Origin of the sequence: Micromonospora sp. II, assembly GCF_001709195.1 — a bacterium.
GTDB lineage: Bacteria > Actinomycetota > Actinomycetes > Mycobacteriales > Micromonosporaceae > Micromonospora > Micromonospora chalcea.
The window spans coordinates 146,835-169,694 of record NZ_LYXF01000005.1 but is presented as its reverse complement, the minus strand read 5'-3'; the positions used below and the strand labels follow the sequence as shown (position 1 = coordinate 169,694).

Annotated in this window: 21 protein-coding genes, 1 tRNA gene and 1 pseudogene; 14 read left to right on the top strand and 9 right to left on the bottom strand. The window is 72.8% G+C overall.

Annotated features, from left to right (window positions below):
- The first annotated feature begins 240 nt into the window (after positions 1-240).
- From A8711_RS03020 to A8711_RS03010, 3 genes are all read left to right on the top strand, one after another.
- Complete coding sequence (locus A8711_RS03020; protein WP_069087384.1) at positions 241-936, top strand: winged helix-turn-helix domain-containing protein; 696 nt, start codon at positions 241-243, stop codon at positions 934-936.
- Between the two features lie 75 nt (positions 937-1,011).
- A tRNA-Arg gene (locus A8711_RS03015) sits at positions 1,012-1,086 on the top strand.
- Between the two features lie 158 nt (positions 1,087-1,244).
- Positions 1,245-2,219, top strand: coding sequence for a hypothetical protein (locus A8711_RS03010; protein ID WP_233607896.1), 975 nt, complete (start codon positions 1,245-1,247; stop codon positions 2,217-2,219).
- 95 nt (positions 2,220-2,314) lie between these two features.
- On the opposite strand, the gene ligD is transcribed toward A8711_RS03010, so the two are convergent.
- Positions 2,315-3,274, bottom strand: coding sequence for a non-homologous end-joining DNA ligase (gene ligD, locus A8711_RS03005; RefSeq protein ID WP_069087383.1), 960 nt, complete (start codon positions 3,272-3,274; stop codon positions 2,315-2,317).
- Positions 3,275-3,365: 91 nt separating this feature from the next.
- Between ligD and A8711_RS03000 the strand changes: the two genes are divergently transcribed.
- The 3 genes from A8711_RS03000 to A8711_RS02990 all read left to right on the top strand — a co-directional run bounded on the left by A8711_RS03000 (position 3,366) and on the right by A8711_RS02990 (position 6,614).
- On the top strand, positions 3,366-3,767 hold the full coding sequence (locus tag A8711_RS03000) for a helix-turn-helix domain-containing protein (protein ID WP_043328596.1): 402 nt from the start codon (positions 3,366-3,368) through the stop codon (positions 3,765-3,767).
- Positions 3,768-3,859: 92 nt separating this feature from the next.
- The gene (locus A8711_RS02995) at positions 3,860-4,405 is read left to right on the top strand and encodes a TetR/AcrR family transcriptional regulator (RefSeq protein WP_043328594.1); all 546 of its coding nucleotides are present in this window, start codon (positions 3,860-3,862) and stop codon (positions 4,403-4,405) included.
- Between the two features lie 28 nt (positions 4,406-4,433).
- Positions 4,434-6,614: an MMPL family transporter gene (locus A8711_RS02990; protein ID WP_069087382.1), complete on the top strand. Its 2,181-nt coding sequence runs from the start codon at positions 4,434-4,436 to the stop codon at positions 6,612-6,614.
- Positions 6,615-6,649: 35 nt separating this feature from the next.
- On the opposite strand, the gene A8711_RS02985 is transcribed toward A8711_RS02990, so the two are convergent.
- Positions 6,650-7,906 carry an erythromycin esterase family protein gene (locus A8711_RS02985; RefSeq protein WP_064447850.1) on the bottom strand — a complete coding sequence of 419 codons (1,257 nt, stop codon included), beginning with the start codon at positions 7,904-7,906 and terminating at the stop codon, positions 6,650-6,652.
- A gap of 160 nt (positions 7,907-8,066) precedes the next feature.
- Between A8711_RS02985 and A8711_RS02980 the strand changes: the two genes are divergently transcribed.
- Entirely contained in the window at positions 8,067-8,264 is a 198-nt protein-coding gene (locus A8711_RS02980; protein ID WP_043328589.1) for a DUF2795 domain-containing protein, read from the top strand.
- A 59-nt stretch (positions 8,265-8,323) separates the two neighbouring features.
- On the opposite strand, the gene A8711_RS02975 is transcribed toward A8711_RS02980, so the two are convergent.
- A complete protein-coding gene (locus A8711_RS02975) occupies positions 8,324-9,220 on the bottom strand; it encodes a Gfo/Idh/MocA family protein (RefSeq protein ID WP_069087381.1) in 897 nt (298 codons plus the stop codon).
- Positions 9,221-9,351: 131 nt separating this feature from the next.
- Between A8711_RS02975 and A8711_RS02970 the strand changes: the two genes are divergently transcribed.
- The gene (locus tag A8711_RS02970) at positions 9,352-9,765 is read left to right on the top strand and encodes a hypothetical protein (RefSeq protein ID WP_082931094.1); all 414 of its coding nucleotides are present in this window, start codon (positions 9,352-9,354) and stop codon (positions 9,763-9,765) included.
- Positions 9,758-10,235: pseudogene (locus A8711_RS02965) on the top strand (hypothetical protein). Before A8711_RS02970 ends, A8711_RS02965 begins: the two are co-directional and overlap by 8 nt.
- Here A8711_RS02965 and fabG read toward each other — a convergent pair.
- Both fabG and A8711_RS02955 read right to left on the bottom strand, forming a co-directional pair.
- Positions 10,208-10,966 carry a 3-oxoacyl-ACP reductase FabG gene (gene fabG / locus A8711_RS02960; RefSeq protein ID WP_043328584.1) on the bottom strand — a complete coding sequence of 253 codons (759 nt, stop codon included), beginning with the start codon at positions 10,964-10,966 and terminating at the stop codon, positions 10,208-10,210. The pseudogene A8711_RS02965 and the gene fabG sit on opposite strands and share 28 nt — an antisense overlap.
- A 60-nt stretch (positions 10,967-11,026) precedes the next feature.
- Positions 11,027-12,679: an alpha-amylase family protein gene (locus A8711_RS02955; protein WP_043328583.1), complete on the bottom strand. Its 1,653-nt coding sequence runs from the start codon at positions 12,677-12,679 to the stop codon at positions 11,027-11,029.
- 53 nt (positions 12,680-12,732) lie between these two features.
- On the opposite strand from A8711_RS02955, the gene A8711_RS02950 reads away from it, so the two are divergent.
- Positions 12,733-13,323, top strand: a complete 591-nt coding sequence (locus A8711_RS02950; RefSeq protein WP_069087380.1) for a DUF1349 domain-containing protein — start codon at positions 12,733-12,735, stop codon at positions 13,321-13,323.
- Between the two features lie 70 nt (positions 13,324-13,393).
- Entirely contained in the window at positions 13,394-14,056 is a 663-nt protein-coding gene (locus tag A8711_RS02945) for a DedA family protein (protein WP_043328580.1), read from the top strand.
- Between the two features lie 13 nt (positions 14,057-14,069).
- On the opposite strand, the gene A8711_RS33040 is transcribed toward A8711_RS02945, so the two are convergent.
- The 4 genes from A8711_RS33040 to A8711_RS02925 all read right to left on the bottom strand — a co-directional run bounded on the left by A8711_RS33040 (position 14,070) and on the right by A8711_RS02925 (position 18,433).
- Entirely contained in the window at positions 14,070-15,635 is a 1,566-nt protein-coding gene (locus tag A8711_RS33040) for a cellulose binding domain-containing protein (RefSeq protein ID WP_069087379.1), read from the bottom strand.
- A gap of 141 nt (positions 15,636-15,776) precedes the next feature.
- Entirely contained in the window at positions 15,777-17,201 is a 1,425-nt protein-coding gene (locus tag A8711_RS02935) for a carbohydrate-binding protein (protein ID WP_069087378.1), read from the bottom strand.
- Between the two features lie 78 nt (positions 17,202-17,279).
- Positions 17,280-18,026, bottom strand: a complete 747-nt coding sequence (locus A8711_RS02930; RefSeq protein WP_043328577.1) for a membrane protein insertase YidC — start codon at positions 18,024-18,026, stop codon at positions 17,280-17,282.
- A gap of 131 nt (positions 18,027-18,157) precedes the next feature.
- The gene (locus A8711_RS02925; protein ID WP_043328576.1) at positions 18,158-18,433 is read right to left on the bottom strand and encodes a DUF6412 domain-containing protein; all 276 of its coding nucleotides are present in this window, start codon (positions 18,431-18,433) and stop codon (positions 18,158-18,160) included.
- A 185-nt stretch (positions 18,434-18,618) separates the two neighbouring features.
- On the opposite strand from A8711_RS02925, the gene A8711_RS02920 reads away from it, so the two are divergent.
- The 3 genes from A8711_RS02920 to A8711_RS02910 all read left to right on the top strand — a co-directional run bounded on the left by A8711_RS02920 (position 18,619) and on the right by A8711_RS02910 (position 22,741).
- A complete protein-coding gene (locus A8711_RS02920; protein ID WP_043328575.1) occupies positions 18,619-19,767 on the top strand; it encodes a glutamate--cysteine ligase in 1,149 nt (382 codons plus the stop codon).
- Positions 19,768-19,808: 41 nt separating this feature from the next.
- Positions 19,809-21,188 (top strand): FAD-dependent oxidoreductase, encoded by a 1,380-nt coding sequence (locus A8711_RS02915; protein ID WP_069087403.1) that lies wholly within the window; start codon positions 19,809-19,811, stop codon positions 21,186-21,188.
- A 131-nt stretch (positions 21,189-21,319) separates the two neighbouring features.
- Positions 21,320-22,741 (top strand): WGR domain-containing protein, encoded by a 1,422-nt coding sequence (locus tag A8711_RS02910; RefSeq protein WP_069087377.1) that lies wholly within the window; start codon positions 21,320-21,322, stop codon positions 22,739-22,741.
- The last annotated feature ends 119 nt before the right edge of the window (positions 22,742-22,860 follow it).

Here is a 22,860-nt window from a genome sequence, read left to right as displayed (position 1 = left end):
GCAGCCACTTCGGCGAGATGGAGTCGATCAAGGGTGGGCTCGTGGCCCGGGGTGATGTGTTCGAGGCAGGCGGGCCGGTCGAGGTGGGACGGAGAGGCCACGTCGAAGGTTGGGGCCGGGGGTGAGATGTCCCGGTTTGGGGGTTTGTAACGGTTTGGGGTTAACGGGTCATTGTGGGGGTTGGAGAGTTTTCTACCCACATATCGTGACCAGTTGCGATTCGGGCTCGTTGCCCAAGACGTGGGGGTTGCACTCAGAGACGCAGGGCGGTCGGTGACCAGCTGGTGCCGACGCCACACCATCGGCGGTGACGGAGCGGTGGCAGCCGTCCGTCGCGGACTGCGGCAGGGCGAGCCGGGAACGCTCAGCCGCGAACAGGAACTCGAACTCATCGACGTGCTCCGGGGGGTCCACCCCGACGAGTTCGGCCTCGACGAGGAGCTCTGGACACGGCAGAGCCTGACCGCCCTCATCGAGCGCCGGTTCGGGCTGACGATGGACGCCGGCACCGTCGGGGCGTACCTGCGGGCCTGGGGTCTGGGGCCGCGCGAGCCGCGCGAGCGGGCCTGCGGCCTGTGCGTCAGCGCGGTCGAGCGGTGGGTACGCAGCGAGTACCCGACGATCACGCGGGCGGCCCAGGAGCACGCCGCCGAGGTCTACTGGATCGGCCGGGTACGCCTGCGCGGCACCATGCCCGCCGCCGACGTGGTCTCGGCGGTCTCGTCGCGGGGACGGGTGCGGTTCATGGTCACCACGCCGTCGGTGGATCCGCCGCTGCCCCGGGACTTCGTGCTGCGGCTCAGCGGCGCCGAGGAGCGCACGGTGCACCTGATCGTGGACGGCTCGTGGCCGCGCAACGAATGGCCCCGTCGGCTGCCCCGGCGCGTCGTGCTGCATCCGCTGCCGAGCTGTGGTCGCGCCGTCGCCGCCGCCTGATCCGACGAAGATCGACTCGCGGGGTACCGATTCGGTGATCCGGGAGGGGGTTTGCTACTCTTCTCGGGTCGCTGAGCCCCCGTAGCTCAGGGGATAGAGCACCGCCCTCCGGAGGCGGGAGCGCAGGTTCGAATCCTGCCGGGGGCACCAGAGCAGTCATCGCAAGGCCCTTGACCAGCCCGGTCAGGGGCCTTCGTCGTGTCCCCGGCGTGCGCAGCAGTGTCCCCGAATTCGGGGATGGGCAGGTCACGAGGTGGCTAACCTCGCGGTGAACGGGTCGAACCCCAGCACCTGCGAAGGTGAGCCAGTTGCCCGAGACTCCGTTGACCAACCGCCCCAAGATGCACACGGGCGTACCCTCCTCGCTGACCACCGCGCACCGATCGGTGATGCGCGCCGTCGCCGTCGCGGACGCCCCTTGCGGGCTGTGGTTCCTCGAAGCGGTGGCCGCGCACACCGGCACCACGTCGGACGAGCGGATCGACGCGACGGTGGAGGAGCTGATCGTGCGCGGGTTCCTCGTCGACACCGCCGCCGGGCTGCGGCTGTCTTCCATCGCGTTGCGCGACGACGTACTGCGGGACACCCCGCCCTCGGTGCGGCAGGCGCTGCGCGAGGCGGCGGCCGAGGTGCTCGCCGACGCCGGGCGCCCGGCCCAGGCGGCCCGGCAGCTGCTGCGGGTCCTGCCGGCGGTGAGCCGGTCCGCCTCGGCGCTGGCCGCGCGGCTGGCGGTCGACCCGGCGGTCGGTCCCAGCCTGGCCGCTGATCTGCTGCTGGCCGCCCCCGCGCCCGGGGCGGCGGAGACGCGCCTGGCCTGGCTGGTCGACGTCACCGACAACCTCTACCTGGCGGGCCGGGTGGACGAGACGCTGCGGATGCTGCACCGGGAGGTCGCCGCCGACCGGTACGGGCCACGCCAGCGGGCGATGCTGCTCGGGCGGCTCGGCGCCTACTACGCGACCCAGCGTCCCTCGCTGTCCCTGACGTACCTCGGGCGGGCGCTGAACCAGGAGCTGGACGTCGCGGGGCGGAGCTGGACGCTCACCATGCTGGCGTCGCTGGCGGCCCGGTTCGGGCACCCCGACGCCGCCGAGCTGGTGGCGGCGGCCCAGCGGGCGCACGAGCGCAGCCCCTCCCCCGGCGGCGCCATCCGGCTGGCCCTGGCGAACGCGGCCCGCGCAACCGCCTGCGGCGACCTGCCCCGCGCCGCGCGGATCCTGCGGGAGGTGGACGCGGGCGAGCCCGCCGCCCGGCCACCGAGACCCGCCCGATCTGGACGATGATCGCCACCTGGGCCCTGGCCGTGGTGCTGATCGCGTTCACCTGGGGCAAGCACCCGCCGGCGGCGAGGACCGGGCGGCGCTGACGCGGACCGGGCTCACCCGGCCTCGCGGCGGGCCTTGGCGCGTCGCTTGCCCTCGTGCATCGCCTGCACCCGGGCCACCGGGATGGTCCGTCCCTGCTCGACCAGGTCCGCCGGCAGCCGCTGCGGCGCGGGCAGCGCCTCCGCCCAGGGATCCCGGTCGCCCAGTAGCGCGGGCACGGTCCGCACGGTGAAGTCGGCTGGGCTCGCGCTCTCCAGGTCGGTCCAGCCCACCGGGTACGACACGGGGGCGCCGGGCCGGATCCGGGGACTGTAGGCGGCCACCACAGTCGCCCCGTACGCCCGGGTGGAGTCGACGAAGACGCGGCCGCCGCGGTCGGCGACGATGAACGCGGTGGTCGCGGCCGCCGGGTCGAGCCGTTCGGTACGGACGGCGAGCGCCCGGGTCGCGGCGGCGGCCTCCTCCGCCGTGGTGGCCGGGTCGACCGGCACGATCACGTGCAGCCCTTTCGCGCCGCTCGTCTTCACCGCGCCGGCCAGCCCGGCGTCGGCGAGCGCCTGCCGGACCAGCAGCGCGACCCGCACGGCGGCCGGGAACGAGTCGCCCTCCGGCGGGTCGAGGTCGAGCACCAGGTGGGTCGGGTGCTCGGGCTGCGCGGCCCGGCCGAGCGTCGGGTGGTATTCGACGGCCCGCTGGTTGGCGAACCAGAGCAGCGTCCGCCGGTCGTCGCAGAGGGCGTACGAAATGCGCCGGCGCGACGCCTCGGCCCACACCTCGGTACGGCGCACCCAGTCGGGCGTGTACTTCGGCAGGTTCTTCTGCATGAACGGCTCCTGGCCGGGCCGCACCCGCAGCACCGACAGCGGCCGGTCCCGCAGTTCCGGCAGGATCCGGTCAGCCATCGCGTCGAGGTAGTCGACCAGGTCGCGTTTGGTCGCCCCGGCGCTGTCGAACAGCGGCTGGTCGAGGTTGGTCAGCGACACTCCGGCCCGGGTCTCGTCGGCGGCGCCCATCGGACCACCATCCCGGGCCGGGCCCGGCTCGGCAACCCCGACACGGTGCCCGGCGCGCGCCTCACCGGCCGGCACCTGCGACGATCGGGGCGTGGGCGAGGCAGAGGCGGACCGGTGCGGATCGGGCGCGGCGGAGCAGGCGAGCGCCTGCACCGTGCGGGAGGCGCTGGACCGGGTGGGCGGGAAGTGGGCCATCGGCATCCTGATCGCCGCCTCGGCCGGCCCGGTCCGCTTCACCGAGCTGGAGCGCCGGGTGGAGGGGATCAGCCGCCGGATGCTCACGCTGACGCTGCGCAACCTGGAGCGGGACGGGCTGCTGGACCGGCACGTTCACCCCTGCGTGCCGCCGAAGGTCGAGTACACGGCCACCCCGATGGCCCGCGAGCTGTACGACTCGCTGGTGGCGCTGACCAGCTGGGCCGAACGGCACCGCGAGGCGATCAGCGCGGCCCGGGCCGAGTACGACCGTAGGCACGGCCACCCACCGGCCTGAACAACTGAAATCGCCCTTATGTGGCGAACACCACGCGCTCCATCTGACCGATCGGTCAGCACCTGACCGATCGGTCAGGCATGCTTGATGTCATGGCGCGCCCCACCCCGGCCACCCACGACGAGTTGCTCACCGCGGCGGCTCGGCGGTTCGCCGTCACCGGCTACAAGGGCACCTCACTCCAGGACATCGCCCGTGAGGTCGGCTGCTCCAAAGCCACAGTGCTCTACCACTTCGCCAGCAAGGACGCGCTGCTCGGCGAGCTGATGGCGCCGGCCATCGCGGTGCTGGAGGAACTCGACACCCGGATCGCCGAGCACACCGGCGCGGACGCCCAGCGCGTCGCGGCGGAGGGCTTCGTCGACCTGGCGGTCCGCTTCCGCCGCGAGATCGCGCTGCTCCGCGGCGAGTTCTCCGACCTGCTCCAGCAGCCCACGTTCATGCACATCCAGCAGATCTCCGAACGGCTGGTCGCGGCGTTCGCCGGCTTCTCCGACCGGCCCGAGGCCCGGGTCGCGGCGCTCGTCGTGCTCGCCGGCATCGCCGAGACCTGCGGCGAGTTCCTGGACATCCCCGACGAACAGCTGCGACCCGCGCTGCTCGCCGTGGCGTACCGCGCGCTCGAAGTCTCCATCTGATCCGAACCTGCGAGGACAAGGAAGGTCCATGGCGACCCTGCTGTACCGGCTCGGCCGGGCATCTCTGCGCCGACGGCGACTCGTCGCCGTCATCTGGCTCGTCGTACTCGTCGGCCTCGGCCTGGCCGCGGCCACGCTGCGGGGCCCGACGGCGAGCAACTTCACCATGCCCGGCACCGAGTCGCAGAAGGCGATCGACCTGCTCGCCGACCGCTTCCCGGCGGCCAGCGGCGCCACCGGCACGATCGCGATCAAGGCGCCACAGGACGGCGCGCTCACCACGCCCGCCGGCCAGGGGTTGGTCAAGCAGGTCACGCAGGAGGCGGCCACGCTGCCCGGCGTGGTCGGCGCGGTCGACCCGTACCAGGCGCAGGCGCTCACCCCGGACGGCCGCTACGCGCTGATCCAGGTGCAGTTCGCCGGCGGGGTCGACGAGATCACCGACGAGCAGCGCGACGCGTACGAGAAGGTCGGCGAGCAGGCCGAGGCGCAGGGCTGGCAGATCGCCCCCGGCGGCGAGGTGCTGAACGCCGAGCCGGAGGTCGGCTCGACCGAGGCCATCGGCGTGCTCGTCGCGGCGATCGTCCTGGTGATCACGTTCGGCTCGCTCGTGGCGGCCGGGATGACCATGCTGAACGCGCTGATCGGCGTCGGCGTCGGCATGGCCGGTCTGTTCGCGCTCAGCGGCGCGGTCGAGCTGACCAGCACCGCGCCGATCCTGGCGCTGATGCTCGGCCTCGCGGTCGGCATCGACTACTCGCTGTTCATCACCTCCCGGCACCGGCAGAACCTCCTCGACGGGCTCTCCCCGGAGGAGGCGGTCGGCCGCGCGGTCGGCACCGCCGGCTCGGCTGTGGTCTTCGCCGGCGCCACGGTGGTGGTGGCGCTCGCCGGCCTGGCCGTGGTGGGCATCCCGTTCCTCACCGTGATGGGCCTGGCCGCGGCCGGCACCGTCACGATCGCCGTGCTGGTGGCGATCACGCTGGCCCCGGCGCTGCTCGGCTTCGCCGGTTACAAGGTGCTGCCGCGCAAGCTGCGTGACCGCAAGGCGGTCGAGGACCCGGCCACCGGCTCGGAGGACCGTTCCGGCTTCGGCTTCCGCTGGGCGCGGTGGGTGACCAAGCTGCGCATCCCGGTGATCCTGGTCGGGCTGCTCGGCCTCGGCCTGCTCGCGATCCCGGCCCAGGACATGCGCCTGGCGCTGCCGGACGCCTCCGCCGCCGCCGAGGGCACCCCGGCCCGGGTCAGCAGCGACCTGATCCGGGAGGGCTTCGGCCCCGGCTTCACCGGCCGGCTCGCGGTCGTGGTGACCGCCGACTCGCCGCAGGCGACCCAGGCCGCCATCCCGCAGGTCACCGCGCTGATCCAGAAGACCGACGGGGTGCTCGCGGTGGCCCCGCCGCAGGTCGACCCGTCGGGGCGTACCGCGCTGCTCGGCGTGATCCCGGAGAGCGGGCCGACCGACGAGGCCACCGAGACGGTGGTGCAGGACATCCGCAAGCAGGTCGCCGGCATCCAGAACGCCGACGTGCTGCTCACCGGCGTCACCGCGGTCGGCATCGACGTGTCCGAGAAGCTCTCCGACGCGCTGCCGGTCTACCTGCTGCTGGTGGTGGGCCTGTCGATCCTGCTGCTGATGCTGGTGTTCCGGTCGATCCTGGTGCCGGTCAAGGCGGCGCTGGGCTTCCTGCTCACCGTGGCGGCCACGTTCGGCATCACCGTGGCGGTGTTCCAGCAGGGCCACCTGGCCGACCTGGTCGGCCTGGACACCCCGGCCCCGCTGGTCAGCTTCCTGCCCATCCTGCTCATCGGCATCCTGTTCGGCCTGGCCATGGACTACGAGGTCTTCCTGGTCTCCCGGATGCGCGAGGACTTCGTGCACGGCGATACCGCGCAGCAGGCCACCATCAACGGCATGGGGCACGGCGCCCGGGTGGTCACCGCCGCCGCGCTCATCATGATCTCGGTGTTCGGCGGCTTCGTCTTCCTGGAGGACCCGATCATCAAGTCGATGGGCTTCGCGCTCGCGATCGGTGTTGCCATCGACGCGTTCGTGGTCCGGATGACCATCGTGCCGGCGGTCATGTCGCTGCTGAACAACGCCGCCTGGTGGCTGCCGCGCTGGCTGAACAAGATCCTGCCCAACGTGGACGTCGAGGGTGAGGGCCTGCGCGCCCACCTCGCCGAGAAGCAGCACGCCCAGGTGTGAGCCGTACCGGGTGGGGTCCGACGGGCCCCACCCGGTCACACCCCCGCCGGGTACGTCTCCATCTCGCCGGGCGTGACGTGCGCCGGCAGCGGGTGCAGCGCCGTGGTCTCGTCGCACCAGATGAACGCGTCGTAGCGCTCGCCCAGCCGGGTCGGCACGTAGTTGCCCCAGGACTCGAAGCTCGGGTCGTACACCACCCCGATGGCCCGGTGGTCCGCCTCGCCGGTCACCCACTCCGGCTGGTCGTCGCCGCCGAAGACCAGCACCGCCCGGTCCGGCATCAGCTCGTGCAGCCGGTGCTCCACCGAGCCCTTCCGGGCCGGCGGCACCACCATCGCCTCGGCCGGGGAACCCCAGCGCGGAGCGGCTATCACGCTGCCGCGCCAGCTCCCGAAGCCGATCAGCGCCACCGTGTCCCGGCCGTGCCGTTCCCGGCCCAACTGCCCGATGTTGACCATCCCGTCCGCCGCCATGTCGGTGGCCCGGGCGTCGCCGACGTGCGTGTTGTGCGCCCACACGATTCCCCGCGAGCCCGGCCCGTACCGGTCGAGCAGCCGGTCGAGCGTGTCGGCCATGTGGATGTCGCGCACGTTCCACGACTCGGGGCCGCCGCCGACCATGGCCCGGTAGTACCGCTCCGCGCCGGCCACCACCTCCGCGTTCTGCCAGGCCGAGAAGCGGTCCGGGCCGTCCGCGGCGGCCTGTTCCCGGGTACGCGCCAGCAGCCGGACCACCTCCTCCTCGCACCGGGCGGAGACGAACCGGCTGGCCATCGCGTACTCCTCGGGCCGCTTGCCGTACGGCTCGAAGCAGCGGTACGCCTCCTGCGCCGCCTCCAGCGAGGCCGGGTCCTCCTCGCCCAGGTAGTCGAAGATGGCCTGCATCGACTCCCAGAGGGAATACACGTCCAGCCCGTGGAAGCCGGCCCGTTCCCCCTCCGGGCGTTCCAGGTTCCACGCCCGCAGCCAGCGGCAGAAGCGGGCCACCTCGGCGTTCGCCCACATCCAGGTGGGCCAGCGTTCGAACCGTTCCAGCGCGACCAGCGGATCGGCGAGCCCGTCCGGCGCGCCGACCACCGACCGGTGCACCCTGTCGCAGTCCGGCCAGTCCCCCTCCACCGCCACGAAGTCGAACCCCTGCTCGGCGATGAGCCGCCGGGTCAACTGCTCCCGCAGCCGGTAGTAGTCGTAGCTGCCGTGCGTCGCCTCGCCGATCATCACCACGCGGGCGTCCCGGACGCGCTCCAGCAGCGGGTCGAAGTCGCTCGGCGCGCCGAGCCGCTGTACCAGCATGTCCGCGGCTACCCGGGGCCCGCCGGGGCAAACCGCCGCCGTCGAGTCGGGCGGCGGGCGTACGGCGGCGGCTGCGGCCCGGGTCCGGCGAGGCGGGCGTGGCGGCGGACGCGGGCCCGGCGGGGGGCATGGCACCGGGCTCATTGGGTAGCCGGGCGGCATGACCGTCACCGGCGCGCAGTTGCAGGAGTTCCTGGCCGGGCTGGACTACCCGGTCTCCCGGGAGGACCTGGTTCGCTGGGGCCAGGAGAACGGTGCCAGCACCGAGGCGCTGCAGGCGCTGCGGTCCCTGCCGGCCGAGGAGTTCCAGTCCCCCACCGAACTGGGCGAGGCGATCGTCACGCTGGCCGGCGCCTGACCTGCGGGTGTTAAGAGGGGCCCCTTCCTCTACCGGAGGCGTTAATAAGGGGCCCTTCCTTACAGCTCGACGGTGCGGCCCTGCGACCTTGCGGTCTCGGCGGCGTCGAGCACCGCCACCACCTCGCGGCCGAACCGCACGTCGCAGCGGTGGTCGCGGGTGCCCGCGTCGACCTCTTCCAGCAGCTGGTCGAGCGCGGTGGAGAACGCCTGGAGCGCGCTGCCTTCGCCGGGCGGGACGGTCTCGGTGCCGTTCTCGCCGAAGAAGACGAAGTCCCGGGTGACCGCCTCGGACGGCGCGTCCAGGGTGAGCGAGAGCGAGCTGGTGGCGCCGCCGTCGTGGGTGAGCAGCAGGTGCACCAGGCCGCTCGGGCCGTCCATCGCGGCGACCTGGGTGACCCGGCCGAGCACCGGCAGGATCAGCGACAGCGCGTGCGGGCCGATGTCCCAGAGCGCGCCGCGCTCCCGCCGCCAGGTCGAGTCGCCGTACGGGTTCCCCGGCTGGAAGATCGACGCGAACATGGTGGCCCGGGCGTGCTGCCAGCCGCCGGCCGCGGCGGTCGAGGCGAGGAACCCGGTGACGTTCGGGTGGAAGCGCTGGGTGAAGAAGACCACCGAGGCCACACCGGACGCCTGGGCCGCGTCGACCACCCGGTCGGCGCCGGCGAGGTCGAGCGCCAACGGCTTGTCCAGCAGCAGGTGCCGCCCGGCGGTGGCGGCGCGGACAGCGATGTCGGCCTGCACGTCCGGCGGGAGCGCCACGGCGATCGCGTCGCACGCGTCGATCAGCGCGTCGACGTCGGTGAAGGCCGGTACGCCGTGCCGGGTGGCCAGCTCCTCCGCCTTGGCGGGGTTGCGCCCCCACACGCCGGCGAGCCGGGCCCGCGGGTGCGCCTCGATGGCCGCCGCGTGCGTCTGCGCCGCCCAGTAACCCGTGCCGAACAACCCGAACCGCACCCGGACCCCCTGCCGTCGACGTCCGCCACCGGCGTACGCCGGGACCGTGATCCACGCTAGTCGTCCGGCCGGTCCGGCGCGCCTCGACCCGGCGGGCGGGCCGCTACTACACCGGTTAGTAGGCTGTGCCGGTGAACGACACTGTGTCGACGACCGTCGCGGCGGCCGCCGGATCGCCGGTGGACGGGCCGCTCGCCACGGTCGCGATCGTGATCTCGCTGGCGGTCGCGCTCTGGGCCCTGGTGGCGGCGGTACGCCACCGGCCGCCGGACCGGATCCAGTTCGTCGGCCTGGCCGTGCTGGAGGTGGCGCTGCTCGCGCTGACCGTGGTGGCGCTCGTCGCGCTCGGCGGCGGCGAGCGGCCGGGCGAGCCGGGCGCGTTCTTCGGCTACCTGGCGACGCTCGTCTGCCTGCCGCCGCTGGCCTGGGTGCTGGCGCGGATGGAGCCGACCCGGTGGGGCTCGGGCATCGTCTGCGCGATCTGCCTTGTCACGCCGGTCGTGGCGGTCCGGCTCCAGCAGACCTGGGAGGCGCTCGGTGGCTGACACCACGACCGCGCACGAGCATCGCGCCACCAACCGTGGCCCGGGCCGGCTGCTGATCGCCGTCTACATCGTCTTCGCCATCGCCGCGACCTCGCGGGCCGGCCTGCAGATCGCCACGAAGTTCGACGAGGCGCCGGTGGCGTATCTGCTGTCCGCGGTGGCGGCGCTGATCTACATCGTGGCGGCGGTCGGGCTGGCCCGGGCCGGGCACGCCGGCCGCCGGGTCGCGCTGGCCTGCTGCGCCGTCGAACTGGTCGGGGTGCTCGGCGTCGGTGTGCTGAGCATCGCCGACAAGGAGCTGTTCCCGGACGAGACGGTCTGGTCCGGCTTCGGCAGCGGCTACGGCTACGTGCCGCTGGTGCTGCCGGTGCTCGGTCTGTTCTGGCTCTGGCGCACCCGGCGCGACCCCGCCTGAGCGGGCCCGCGCCGGGTCGGGGGCCGGTCAGTCCTTCGGACCGCCGGCGACGTAGATGACCTGGCCGGAGACGAACGACGCGCCCTCGCTGGCGAGGAACGAGATGGTGTGCGCGACGTCCTCCGGGCGGCCGGGGCGGCGTACCGGGATCTCGGCGGCGGCGTGCTTCTGGAGCGCGTCGAAGTCGACCTTCATCCGGGCCGCGGTGGCGGCGGTCATGTCGGTGACGATGAAGCCCGGCGCGACCGCGTTGACAGTCACCCCGAACGGGCCCAGCTCGATCGCCAGCGTCTTGGTGAAGCCCTGGAGGCCGGCCTTCGCGGCCGAGTAGTTCGCCTGGCCCCGGTTGCCGAGCGCGGACGTGCTGGACAGGTTGACGATCCGGCCCCACTTCGCCTCGACCATGTGCTTCTGCGCGGCCTGGCTGAACAGGAACGCGCCGCGCAGGTGCACGCCCATGACCGTGTCCCAGTCGCCCTCGGTCATCTTGAACAGCAGGTTGTCGCGCAGCACACCCGCGTTGTTGACGAGCACTGTCGGTGCGCCCAGCTCGGCGGCGATCCGCTCCACGGCTGCCTCGACCTGGGCCCGGTCGGACACGTCGGCGCCGACGCCGAGCGCCCGGCCGCCGGCCGAGCCGATGGCGTCCACCGTCTCCTTGGTGGCGGACTCGTCGATGTCGACCACGGCGACGGCCATGCCGTCGGCCGCCAGCCGGCGGGCGGTCGCCGCCCCGATGCCGCGCGCGGCTCCGGTGACGACGGCGATGCGGGGCTCCTCCGACATGCTTACCTCCCGGTAACTTGTGGCTCGATCGAAGGAGCTTAACCCGCCGGTACGCCGCGCCTACCGCCCGTGGCCCCGGCAGAGCCGGATCCACCGGTAGCCGTACCCGCCGAGCTTGAGCCGGTCGAGCTTGCCCACGTCCTCGTAGTTGCGGTCGCTCAGCACGTCGATCGGCAGGTCCGCCTCCGGGGCCAGCGTGCTCAGGTCCACCTCGACGTCCTCGGTGCCGAGGTTGTGCAGGAAGACCATCGTCCCGGTACGCCCGTCGGCGCGGTGCGCGAGCACGCCCGGCGGCATCGGCACGTCGATGTGGGTGGTGCTGCCCGAGCCGGTCTCCGGCGCCTCCCGCAGCGTCCGGATCATCCGCTCGAACCAGCCGAGCAGCGAGCGCGGGTCCTTGCGCTGGGCGGTGACGTTGACGTTCTGGTAGCCGTACTCGCCCTTGTCGATCACCGGGCGGACCAGCTTCTCCGGCTCGGCGGTGGAGAAGCCGGCGTTGTCCGCGTAGGACCACTGCATCGGCGTGCGGATCGCGTCGCGCCCGTCCAGCGACAGGTCCTCCCCCATGCCGATCTCCTCGCCGTAGCGCAGCACCGGCGTGCCGCGCAGCGAGAACTGCAGCGAGTACGCCAGCTCCATGTGCCGGCGGTCGTTGCCGAGCATGGGCGCGAGACGACGGCGGATGCCCCGGCCGTAGAGCTGCATGTTCTCGTCCGGGCCGAACTTCGCCAGCACGTCGTTGCGCTGGTCGGCGGTGAGCCGGGACAGGTCGATCTCGTCGTGGTTGCGCAGGAACGTGGCCCACTGACCGCCGGTGGGCAGCTTGGGGGTGTCCCGCAACGCCTCGATGATCACCTCCGGGTCCTCCCGGGCCAGGGCGAGCATCAGCCGGCCGTTGAGCATGAAGTCGAACAGCATGTGGATCCGGTTGCCCGAGCCGCTGCCGTCACCGAAGTAGACGGGCAGCTCGTCCGGCTCCACGTTCGCCTCGGCCAGCAGGACCGCGTCGCCACGTCGCCACTGCACGTGCTGACGCAGGTCGGTGAGGAAGTCGAAGTCCTTCGGCGAGTTCGGGTTGCCCGGTTCGGTGCGCTCGATGATGAACGGCACGGCGTCCATCCGGAAGCCGGAGACGCCGAGCTGGAGCCAGAACGAGGTGATCTTCTTGATCTCCGCGCGGACCTTCGGGTTCTCGATGTTCAGGTCCGGCTGGAACTTGTAGAAGCGGTGGTAGTACCACGCCTTCGCGGTCCGGTCGTAGGTCCACGTCTCGTGCTGCTCGCCCGGGAAGACCATGCCCTGGTGGCGGTCGGCCGGCTCGTGGTCGGCCCAGACGTACCAGTCCCGGTACGGCGAGTCCGGCGAGGACCGGGCGGACTGGAACCACGGGTGCTGGTCCGAGGTGTGGTTGACCACCAGGTCGATGATCACCCGGATGCCCCTGTTGCTCGCCTGGTGCAGCAGTTCGGCGAAGTCGCCGAGCGTGCCCAGTCGCGGGTCGACGTTGTAGAAGTCGGTCGCGTCGTACCCGTCGTCCTCGTTGGGCGAGGGATGGATCGGGTTCAGCCACAGGCAGGTCACGCCGAGCCGGGCCAGGTAGTCCAGCCGGCCGATCAGCCCCTGGAAGTCACCCACTCCGTCGCCGTCGGAGTCCGCGTACGTGTCGACGTCGAGGCAGTAGACGACCGCCTCCTGATACCACCTGTCACCCATGCGAGGACTACTTCTCCGAACGTGCGCGCCGTCAAACCCGGTACGGTGCCGGGATGAACGAGGCGTACGACTGGTCCGCCGGCCACTGGCTGAACCCGCCCGAGCGGGCCGAGCCGGTCGACGGCGGCCTGCTCGTCGAGCCGCACGGCGGCAGCGACTTCTGGCGGCGCACCAGCTACGGCTTCGTGCACGACGACGGCTCGGCACTGCTCGCGCCGTTCGGCGCGGGCAGCGCCGTGGAGGTGTCTTTCCTCCTCGACTACTCGGAGCAGTTCGATCAGGCCGGTGTGCTGGTCCGGGTGGACGAGCGGCGGTGGACCAAGGCCGGGGTCGAGGTGAGCGACGGCGCGCCGCAGGTCGGCGCCGTGGTCACCGACGAGTTCTCGGACTGGTCGGTGGCGCCGGTGCCGCAGTGGTCGGGCCGGGAGGTGACGGTCCGGGTGAGCCGGGCCGGGGACGCGCTGACCGTCCGGGCCCGGTGCGACGACGAGCCGTGGCGGCTGGTCCGCGTCGCCCCGCTCGACCCGGCGGCGCAGGCGTCGGCCGGGCCGTACTGCTGCTCGCCCAGCCGGGGCGGGCTGCGGGTCCGCTTCACCGGCTGGCGACAGGGTCCGGCGGACGCCGCGCTGCACCCGGAGGGCTGAGTCACAGGTGTGACACCGGCCGGTCCGGGTAACACTTTCGGATCTCCGGCTCTCGCGTGGAAGGACCGACATGGCCCTGGCCCAGGACGTCGACCCGAACCAGTTCACCGGGCTGACCGGCTGGGTGGCGAGCGTGATCGACTCGCTCGGCGCGGTCGGCGTGGCGTTGCTGGTGGCGCTGGAGAGCATCATCCCGCCGATCCCGAGCGAGATCGTGCTGGCGATGGCCGGTTACCTGTCCGCCGAGGGCCGGTTCAACGTGGTGTTCATCGTGCTCGCCGCGACGGTCGGCTCGCTGCTCGGCGCGCTGGTGCTCTACTGGCTCGGCGCGGCGCTCGGCGAGGAGCGGCTCAAGCGCTGGCTGGACCACATCCCGCTGGTCGACCTGCAGGATCTGGAGAAGGCCGACCGTTGGTTCGAACGGCACGGGCGGTGGGCGGTGCTGATCGGCCGGGTGGTGCCGGTGGTCCGCAGCCTGGTCTCCGTCCCGGCCGGCGCGAACCGGATGCCGCTCGGTGAGTTCATCCTGCTCACCACGCTCGGCAGCGGGGTGTGGAACGCGCTGATCGTCGGCGCCGGGTTCACCCTCGGGTCGCGGTGGGAGGACGTCGACAGGTACAGCTCGTGGTTCAACTACGCGATCTTCGCCGTCTTCGGTTTCATGATCGTGAGCTGGGCGGTGAAGAAGGTGCGCCGGCGGCGCGCCCGGCAGTCGGTGACCGCCGGGCGCTGACCGCGTCGCGGGCTCAGAAGCCCGCGGTGATGCCGGTGAACTCCCAGGTGTTCTGCGCGATGCCGGAGCAGTTGGCGACCACGCCGCCGCCGGGGCAGGGCCGGTCCCGGTTGACCGACCAGAACGTGAACCGGGCCAGGCCGCGCGCCTTCGCCCAGTCGCGGATCTGCGTCCAAGTGGCCGGCGAGGTCAGCTCCTGCTGGTCGGAGAGGCCGTTCATGCCGGACAGGCCCATGTGGGCGTACGCGGTGGCGTCGGACCAGCCGAACGCGTTCTTGAGCGCGGTCTTCAGGCCCTCGGCCGCGTTGACGGTGCTCTGGTACATGTTCGCGCCGCCGCCGAAGTCGAACGGCATGATCGTGAACACGTCGATCCCGGCGCCCTTGGCCGCGGCCTGGTTGATCAGCCGGGTGCCGTAGTACGACGGCCCGGTGGTCGAGGTGCCGAACGTGATGATCGTCTTGATCCCCGGGTTGTTCTGCTTGACGATCTTCAGGGCGTCCAGGATGCGGTCCTGCACCACCTCGTTCTCGAACTCGTCGCTGTTCTCGATGTCGATGTCGATGGCCTTCAGCCCGTACGCGTTGATGACCTGCTGGTACGCGCCGGCCAGCGCGGCGGCGGACGAGCAGTTCGGGCCGAGCTTGTTGCCGCTCCACCCGCCGAAGGACGGGATGACGTCGCCGCCGGCCGCCTTGATCGCGGCGATGGTGGCGGCGTGCGTGCCGCCGGTCAGCGGACCGCTGCCGTCCCAGGCCGGGGTGCAGCCGCCGCCGGAGAGCACGAACGCGATGGTGAACCACTTGATCCCGGTCGCGCCCATCACGGTGGACGGCGCGGGCGGGTCGCCCCAGCCCGGGTAGAGGTAGGGAGCGGCGGCCATCGCGCCCCCGCCGCCACCGGTGCAGCCGCTGGTGGTGGCCGCGACCGCCGCCGACTTCGCCGACTCGCCGCTGCCGTTGTACGCGGTCACCGTGTAGCTGTGCCCGCTGCACGCGGCCAGCCCGGAGACGGTGGCCGAGGTGCCGGTGACGGTGGCCTTGACCGTGCTGCCCTCGTAGACCCGGTAGCCGGTGACGGTGCCGGAGACCGCGTTCCAGGCGAGCGAGACCGACGACGCGGTGGTGCCGGTGACCCGCAGGCCGCCGGGGGTGGCGGGCGCGCCCGGGTTGCCGGGGTTGCCGCCGCCGGCGCAGGAGGCGCCGTTGACGGTGCAGTTCACCGGGTCGCCGGTGCCGCTGACGACGAAGCCGAAGCTGGTGCTGGCGCCCGGGGCGAGCGCGCCGTTCCAGGACTGGTTCACGGCGGTGACGTGCTGGCCGGAGGTGGTGAGGCGGGCGTCCCAGAACGAGCCGAGCGTGCTGCCGGACGGCAGGTCGAACTGGACGTTCCACGAGGAGATGGCAGCGGAGCTGTCGTTTGTGACGGTGAACCGGGCCTCGTACCCGCTGCTCCAGCTGGAGGTGCGGACGAAGGCCGCGGTGGCGGCGGAGGCGGGCGGGGCGGCGAGCAGCGCGCCGGCGACCACGGCGGTGGTCAGCGCGGCGGCGAGCGTCGCCAGGCGGGGGCGGAGTCTCACGGCGTCCTCCAGGGGACGGGCGGGGGGGGAGAGGGATTCACAACCGTCGACGTGCGCCTATTATTAGGAGTGTTAACTGTTTCTGTCCAGCACCGGTTCGACGCGACCCGGACCGGGGTCCGGGTCGCGCCCCCATCGGCCTCAGCGACGGAAGGTGAACCAGTTGACGTTGACGAAGTCGGACGGCTGCCCGCTGCTGAACGTCAGGTAGACCGTGCGCCGCCCGGTCACCGCGCCGACGTTGCCCGGCACCGAGCGCCAGGTCTGCCAGCCGCCGGTGTTGCCGATCGCGAAACTGCCGATCGGCGGCGCGGTCGGGCTGTCCACCCGGACCTCCACCAGCCCGCTCACCCCGGACGCCGCGCCGGAGGCCACCCGGGCCACGAAGTCGCGCGGCGGCGTGGAGCCGAAGTCGACGTTGTCGTAGCGGGCCCAGTCGCCGTTGGCGAGCCAGCCGATGTCCTGGCCGCCCTCGGAGCACGTCTCCACCTGCACGCCGTTCTGCGCGTTGAACGACTCGGCCTGGATCGTCGAGTAGGCGTCACGCACCCCGCCCGGCGGCGGCGTGGTCGGGGTCGGCGACGGGTTGCTCCCGCCACCCCGGGTGTAGACGGCCACGTAGTCGACGAGCATCGACCGGCCGGACACCGTCGACGCGGTCGGCGTCGCCGAGCCGGCCACACCGTCCGGGAAGCCGCCGCCCATCGCCACGTTGAGCAGCAGGAAGTAGCCGGCGTGGTTGGTCATCTGACTCCAGTACGGCTCACCGATCTGGTTCTGCCCGACGGTGTGGAAGAGCTGGCCGTCGACGTACCAGCGCAGCTGCTGCGGGCTGATCGAGGCGTCCCACTCGAACCGGTAGGTGTGGAACGCCGACTGGCAGGTGCTGCCCGGGCAGGCCCGGGACGCGCCGATGCCGTTGAACTCCCCGCACGGGCCGCCCGGCGCGACGCCGCAGTGCAGCACGCCCCAGACCGAGTTGATCCCGTTGACGTTCTCCATCACGTCGAACTCGCCGATACCAGGCCAGTTCTGGTAGTTGCCCCGGTACGGCGAGCCGAGCGCCCAGAACGCCGGCCAGTACCCGGATGCCGCCGCGCCGGTCACGTTCGGCATCTGGATCCGGCCCTCCAGGGCCAGCACGCCGCCCGACGGCGGCTTGAAGTTCGCCCGTACCGTCTCGATCCGGGCCGAGGTCCAGCGGCCGGCCGAGTCCCGCAGCGGCGTGATGCGCAGGTTGCCCGAGCCGTCGTGGGCCAGGTTGGCGGTGCTGGAGGTGTAGGTCTGGATCTCGCCGGTGCCCCAGTTGGCCGGGCCGCCCGGGTAGCTGGTGCCGGTATCGATGATCCAGTTGGCGGACGAGGGCAGCGTGCCGGCCGAGCCGGTGAAGTCGTCGCTCCACACCAGGCTCCAGCCGGAGGGAGTCGGGGGCACCGCGGCCTGGGCGGTCATCGAGACGCCCGCGAGCGCTGTGGTGAGCGCGAGCACACCCGCGGCCAGGGCGAGGCGGCGGCGCGATCGGGGCACGGTGGCGGAGGCGGCCGGAGCCGCCGGGATCGGGTTCATTCGGGGTGCCTCTCTGCGGGGACGGGTCCGGGAGAGCGCTCTCTGAGAGCGATTTCTACGCGCCCGCCCCCGCACTTGTCAACGCTTGTCGATGGCTGCCGCCGGCTGCGGGCGACGCAGCACCACCTGCTCCAGCGCCGTCCACGCCGTGGTGGTCACCAGATAGAGCACCGCCGCCAGCGGCACCACCAGCGCGACGAGCACCGTCCCGTACGGCAGCAGCGGCAGCAGCCGGCCGAGCACCGCCGCGCCCGGACCCTCGGTCGGCGTCCCGGCCACGGTGCCGGTGGCGGCTGCCGCCCGGCGCATCCGCCGCGACGACCACCAGGCCAGCGCGAGCAACGCGGCCAGCAGCACGCCGAACACCAGCGGCACCGGGCCGGCCAGGCCGTCGCCGAGGTGCCACCCCAGCGGTACGCCGGCCAGCCGCTCCCCCAGCAGCTGCGGCGCGCCGTCACCGGTGGCGAACAGGCGGTACATGACCAGGAAGAACGGCGCCTGCAACAGCGCCGGCAGGCAGCCCGCGACCGGACTGGCCCCGGCGTTGCGGTAGAGCGCGAACAACTCGGTCTGGAGGCGGGCCGGGTCGTCGGCGTACCGGCGTTGGAGTTCCCGTACCTCGGGGGCGAGTGCGGTCCGGCGCCGCTCCCCGCGGACCTGGGCCACTGTCAGCGGCGAGATCAGCAGCCGGACCGCGGCGGTGAACAGGACGATGGCGGCCGCCGTGGCGGCGCCGCCGGTGAGCGGGGCGAGCACGTCGGCGAGCCAGGTGACGACGGTGGCCGCGGCCGACGCCGCGGAGTGCAACGGTGCGAAGGCGAGCATGGGTGGACCCCTCGATGGCGATTCCGGGTGTCCCGGGCGGCGACGTGCCGCACGGCGGGACGGATGACGACGGAATCGGCCGCGAAAGCCGGGAAGGAAACGGCGGCCCGCCGGCGCGGGCCGGAGGGTGGCTACGCGGCCGAGGGGCGCAGGCCGGGTGCGCGGGGGCGCGGACGCCCCGGCGCGTTCGGGTCGACCTGGCGGGGAACGCCGCGACGGCGGGCGCGGGCCCGCAACGCGGCGGCGAACCGGGTGCCGGGCGGCGTGGGCAGCGCGCGGACCCGCAGCGCGAGCAGGGTGGCGAGCAGCAGCGCGGCGACCACCGCCGCGCCGGCGAGCAGCCCGGCCGGCCGGTCGGCGAACAGGGCGAGCGCGTACGCCCACGCCCCCGTCAGCACCGCCAGCATCCCCGCCACGCGACCACGGTATCCCGCCGTGTCACGCCCTGCTGCCCCGTGCGCGAACGCACTCGACCGACCCGAACGGGCGAACCGGCGCCGACACGCCCACCGGCACGTTTTCCGGAACGGACACGGTGGGTAACAGGTCCTCGGCCACGCGGCACCGTGCCGCGAGTGGTCCGGAGGAGACGGTGGTGGCGATGAGTGGCTCAGTGGCGGAGCGGGAGCGGAGCGCCGCGTCGGGCGGAACCGACCTGCTGACAGTCGGCGTCGAGGAGGAGTTCCTGCTCGCCGACCCGCACACCGGGACCGCCGTACCCGCCGTCGACCTGGTCATGGAGCAGGTGCCGGCCGAGCTGCGCGGTCAGGTGGAGCGCGAGTTCCAGACCAGCCAGATCGAGATCGGCAGCCCGCCCGGGCTGGACCTGTCCTCGATCCGGCACTCGCTGTCGATGCTGCGCGCCGAACTGGCCGACGCGGCCGAGCGGGCCGGCGTACGGCTGCTCGCGATCGGCACCGGACCGGTCGACGGGCCGGTGCCGCCGGTGGTGGACAAGCCCCGCTTCGACCGGATGATCGAGCGGTTCCGGCTGCTGGTGCCCGGTCCCGGCAACAACGGCATGCACGTGCACGTCGGCATCCCCGACCCGGACACCGGCGTGCAGGTGCTCAACCACGTCCGGCCGTGGCTGCCGATCCTGCAGGCGGTCACCGCGAACTCCCCGTTCTCCCGCAGCGAGGACACCGGGTACGCGAGCTGGCGCTCGGTGGAGTGGGAACGCTGGCCGTCGGTCGCGCCCACCCCGTACCTGGAGTCGCACGAGCACTACGAGCGGCTCATCCGGCAGCTCATCGCCAGCGGCGTGATGCTGGACGAGGGAATGCTCTACTGGTACGCCCGGCTCTCCGCCAAGTACCCCACCGTGGAGATCAGGATCGGCGACGTCTGCCCGACCGTGGACGACGCGGTGCTCGTCGCCGCGCTGGTCCGCGCGCTCGTGGCGACCGCGCTCACCGACATCGCCGCCGGCCGTCCCGCCGTCAACACCGACCACCACCTGCTCGTCGCGGCGCACTGGCGGGCCGCCCACGACGGGCTGGAGGGCGAGGGCGTCGACCTGACCGACGGTGAGCTGCGCCCGGCCTGGGAGCTGCTGGACCGGCTCGTCGACCGGCTGCGCCCGGAACTGGATCGGCACGGCGACCTGGACCGGGTGACCGATCTGCTGGGCGGGCTGCGCCGGCACGGCAGTGGAGCGGCCCGGCAGCGGGCGGTGTTCGCGCGTACCGGGCGGCTCGTCGACGTGGTCACGGACGTGGCACGCCAGACCCGTGGCTGAGCGGCCGCACGGCCGTGTCCCGGCGTGACAGGATGGGCGGCGTGGCGGAGCGCATGATCGTCATCGGCGGCGACGCCGCCGGCATGTCGGCGGCGTCGCAGGCGCGTCGCCGCCGCCGCGACCGCTCCGACCTGGAGATCGTCGCGTTCGAGCGGGGGCACTTCACCTCCTACTCGGCCTGCGGCATCCCCTACTGGGTGAGCGGCCTCGTGGAGGAGCGGGACGAACTGATCTCCCGTGACCCGCAGACCTTCCGCGACGACTTCGGCATCGAGGTCCGTACCCGGCACGAGGTCACCGCCGTCGACCTGGACCGCCGCGAGGTGATCGCGCGGGACCTGGACGGCGGTGGCGAGGTCCGCGCCGGTTTCGACACCCTGGTGTACGCCACCGGCGCGTCCCCGGTGCAGCCGGACTGGGCACGCGACGACGTGTCGGGCGTGTTCGGCGTGCAGACGCTGGACGACGGCGCGGCGCTCATCGACTGGCTCGAACGCGAGCCCCGGCCCCGGCGCGCGGTCGTCGTCGGCGGCGGTTACGTCGGCGTCGAGATGGCCGAAGCGCTCGTGCAGCGCGGGCTCTCCGTCCAGCTCGTGGAGCAGGCCGACCAGCCGATGTCGACTGTGGACCCGGACATGGGCGAGCTGGTGGCCGACGCGATGCGTGCCACCGGCATCGGCGTCCGCACCGGCCTCACCGTCACCGGGCTGGAGGAGCGGGACGGCCGGATCTCCGCCGTGGTCACCGACGAGGGACCGGTCCCGGCCGACGTCGTGGTCCTGGGTCTCGGGGTACGCCCCAACACCGCGCTCGCCGAGGCCGCCGGCCTGCCGATCGGTCCCTCCGGCGCGGTGCGGACCGACCGCCGGATGCGGGTGCCCGGCGTGCCCGGTGTCTGGGCGGCGGGCGACTGCGTGGAGTCGCTGCACCGGGTCAGCGGCATGCCGGTACACATCCCGCTCGGCACGCACGCCAACAAGCAGGGCCGCGTCGCCGGCATCAACATCGGCGGCGGCTACGCCACCTTCCCCGGCGTGATCGGCACCGCCGTCACCAAGGTCTGCGAGCTGGAGGTGGGCCGCACCGGGCTGCGCGAGCGGGACGCGCTGGACGCCGGCTTCGAGTTCGTCACGGTGCTGGCCCAGTCGACGAACCGGGCCGGCTACTACCCGGGCGCGCGGGAGATGACCGTCAAGCTGATCGCCGAGCGGCCCAGCGGGCGGCTGCTCGGGGCGCAGATCGTCGGCTGGTCCGAGGCGGCCAAGCGGATCGACGCGCTCGCCGTGGCGCTGTGGAACGGCATGACGGTGGACGAGATGACAGCGCTCGACCTGGGGTACGCGCCGCCGTACGCCCCGGTGTGGGACCCGGTGCTGATCGCCGCCCGCAAGGCCGTCGACGCCCTCGCCGCCGCTATGTAAGGAAGGGCCCCCTATTAACGCCTCCGGTAGAGGAAGGGCCCCTTCTTAACACCGAGACCCGGGTTTGTCGGTGCCCGGCGTTAGCGTGTGCGCGTTGCCGGTCCGGCACTTCCCCTCGGAGGTAAACCCCCATGTCACAGGAGACGACCTACCTCGAACTGTCCGAAGTGGACGGTGGAGCGCACAAGTTCTACGAGGTGGTGGTCGACGACACCGCGATGACCGTGCGCTACGGGCGCATCGGCGACCAGGGCCAGGTGAAGACGAGCACCTTCCCGGACAACGCCCGCGCCCGCGCCGCCGCCGCGAAGAAGATCGGCGAGAAGGTCCGCAAGGGGTACGCCCCGGCGGTGCGCGGCGTACGCCAGAAGCGCACGGTCTCGCGCCGGCAGATCGTCAGCACCCGCTCCACCGCCCGCACCGCGCCGGTCCTCTGGCGGTACGCCTCGGGCGCGCCCGCCTTCGGCATCTTCGTCGACGACCGGCACTGCATGGTCGGCAACGAGCACGGCGTGATCACCACGCTCGACCACGACGCCCGGCTGGTCAACCAGGTCCGGCTCCCCGACGGGGTGAAGTGCATCGTCGCCGACGACGCCTGGGTCTACGCCGGCTGCGACGACGGCAACGTCTACGACCTGTCCGGCAAGGTGCCGCGCGCCGCGTACGCGATCGCGCCCGAGATCGACATCTACTGGCTGGACATCCACGACGGCGTGCTGGGCGTGTCCGATCGCGACGGCGGCATCTCGGCGATCGACCACGAGGACGAGTTCCTCTGGCGCCGGCCGGGGCGCGGCCGGTCCGCGTGGATGGTGCGCTGCGACGCCGACGCGATCTACCACGGCCACTCGCAGGGGGTCACCGGCTACGACTGGCGTACCGGGCGGGAACTGTGGCACACCGGCACCGGGGCGGTCCTGTTCGGCTGGCAGGAACGGGACGCCGTGTTCGCCGGCACCGGCACCCGCGAGGTGGTCCGCCTGCGCAAGGACGGGCGGGCCGAGCAGACGTACCGCTGTGACGCCGCGGTCTTCTCCTGCGCCACCGCCGAGGGCGGCCGGTACGTGTTCGCGGGCGACAGCGCCTCCTCGATCTACTGCTTCGACCAGGCCGGCAACCGGCTGTGGAAGCTGGGCACCGGCTGCGGCTCGGCGTACTCGATGCAGTACCACGACAACCGGCTCTACGTGGTCACCACGAGCGGCCACCTGGCCTGCATCGACGCGAGCGAGGCGGCGATCCGGGCGGCCGAGGCGGGCAGCGTGCCGGACGTGGTCGACGTGAAGGCGCCGGCCCGGCTGCCCGAGCCGGCCGCCTGGACGTCCGTCGAGGTGACCACCGACGACCGCGACGGCGTGCTGGTGCAGTGCGTCGAGCAGGGCGGCCGGCTGCGCGTCCACGTTCTGGCCGACGGCTACCGGCGGGACTGGCCGGTGCAGTTCCCCAAGGGCATCCGCGAGCCGGGCGCGCGCTTTTTGGTCACCGAGGTCCGCGAGTCCGGCCGGGGCGGCTTCTACCGGGCATACGGGGACATCCGCCGGCTGCGCTGAGCCGCCGGCCGAGTCGGAGGGCGGGTCGGCCGGGGTCCTCGGCCGACCGTCCCGGCGAATCGACAGGCCGACGGGGCAGCCGGCAACACATCGACGGAGTACGGTACCGAGAGGAGAAC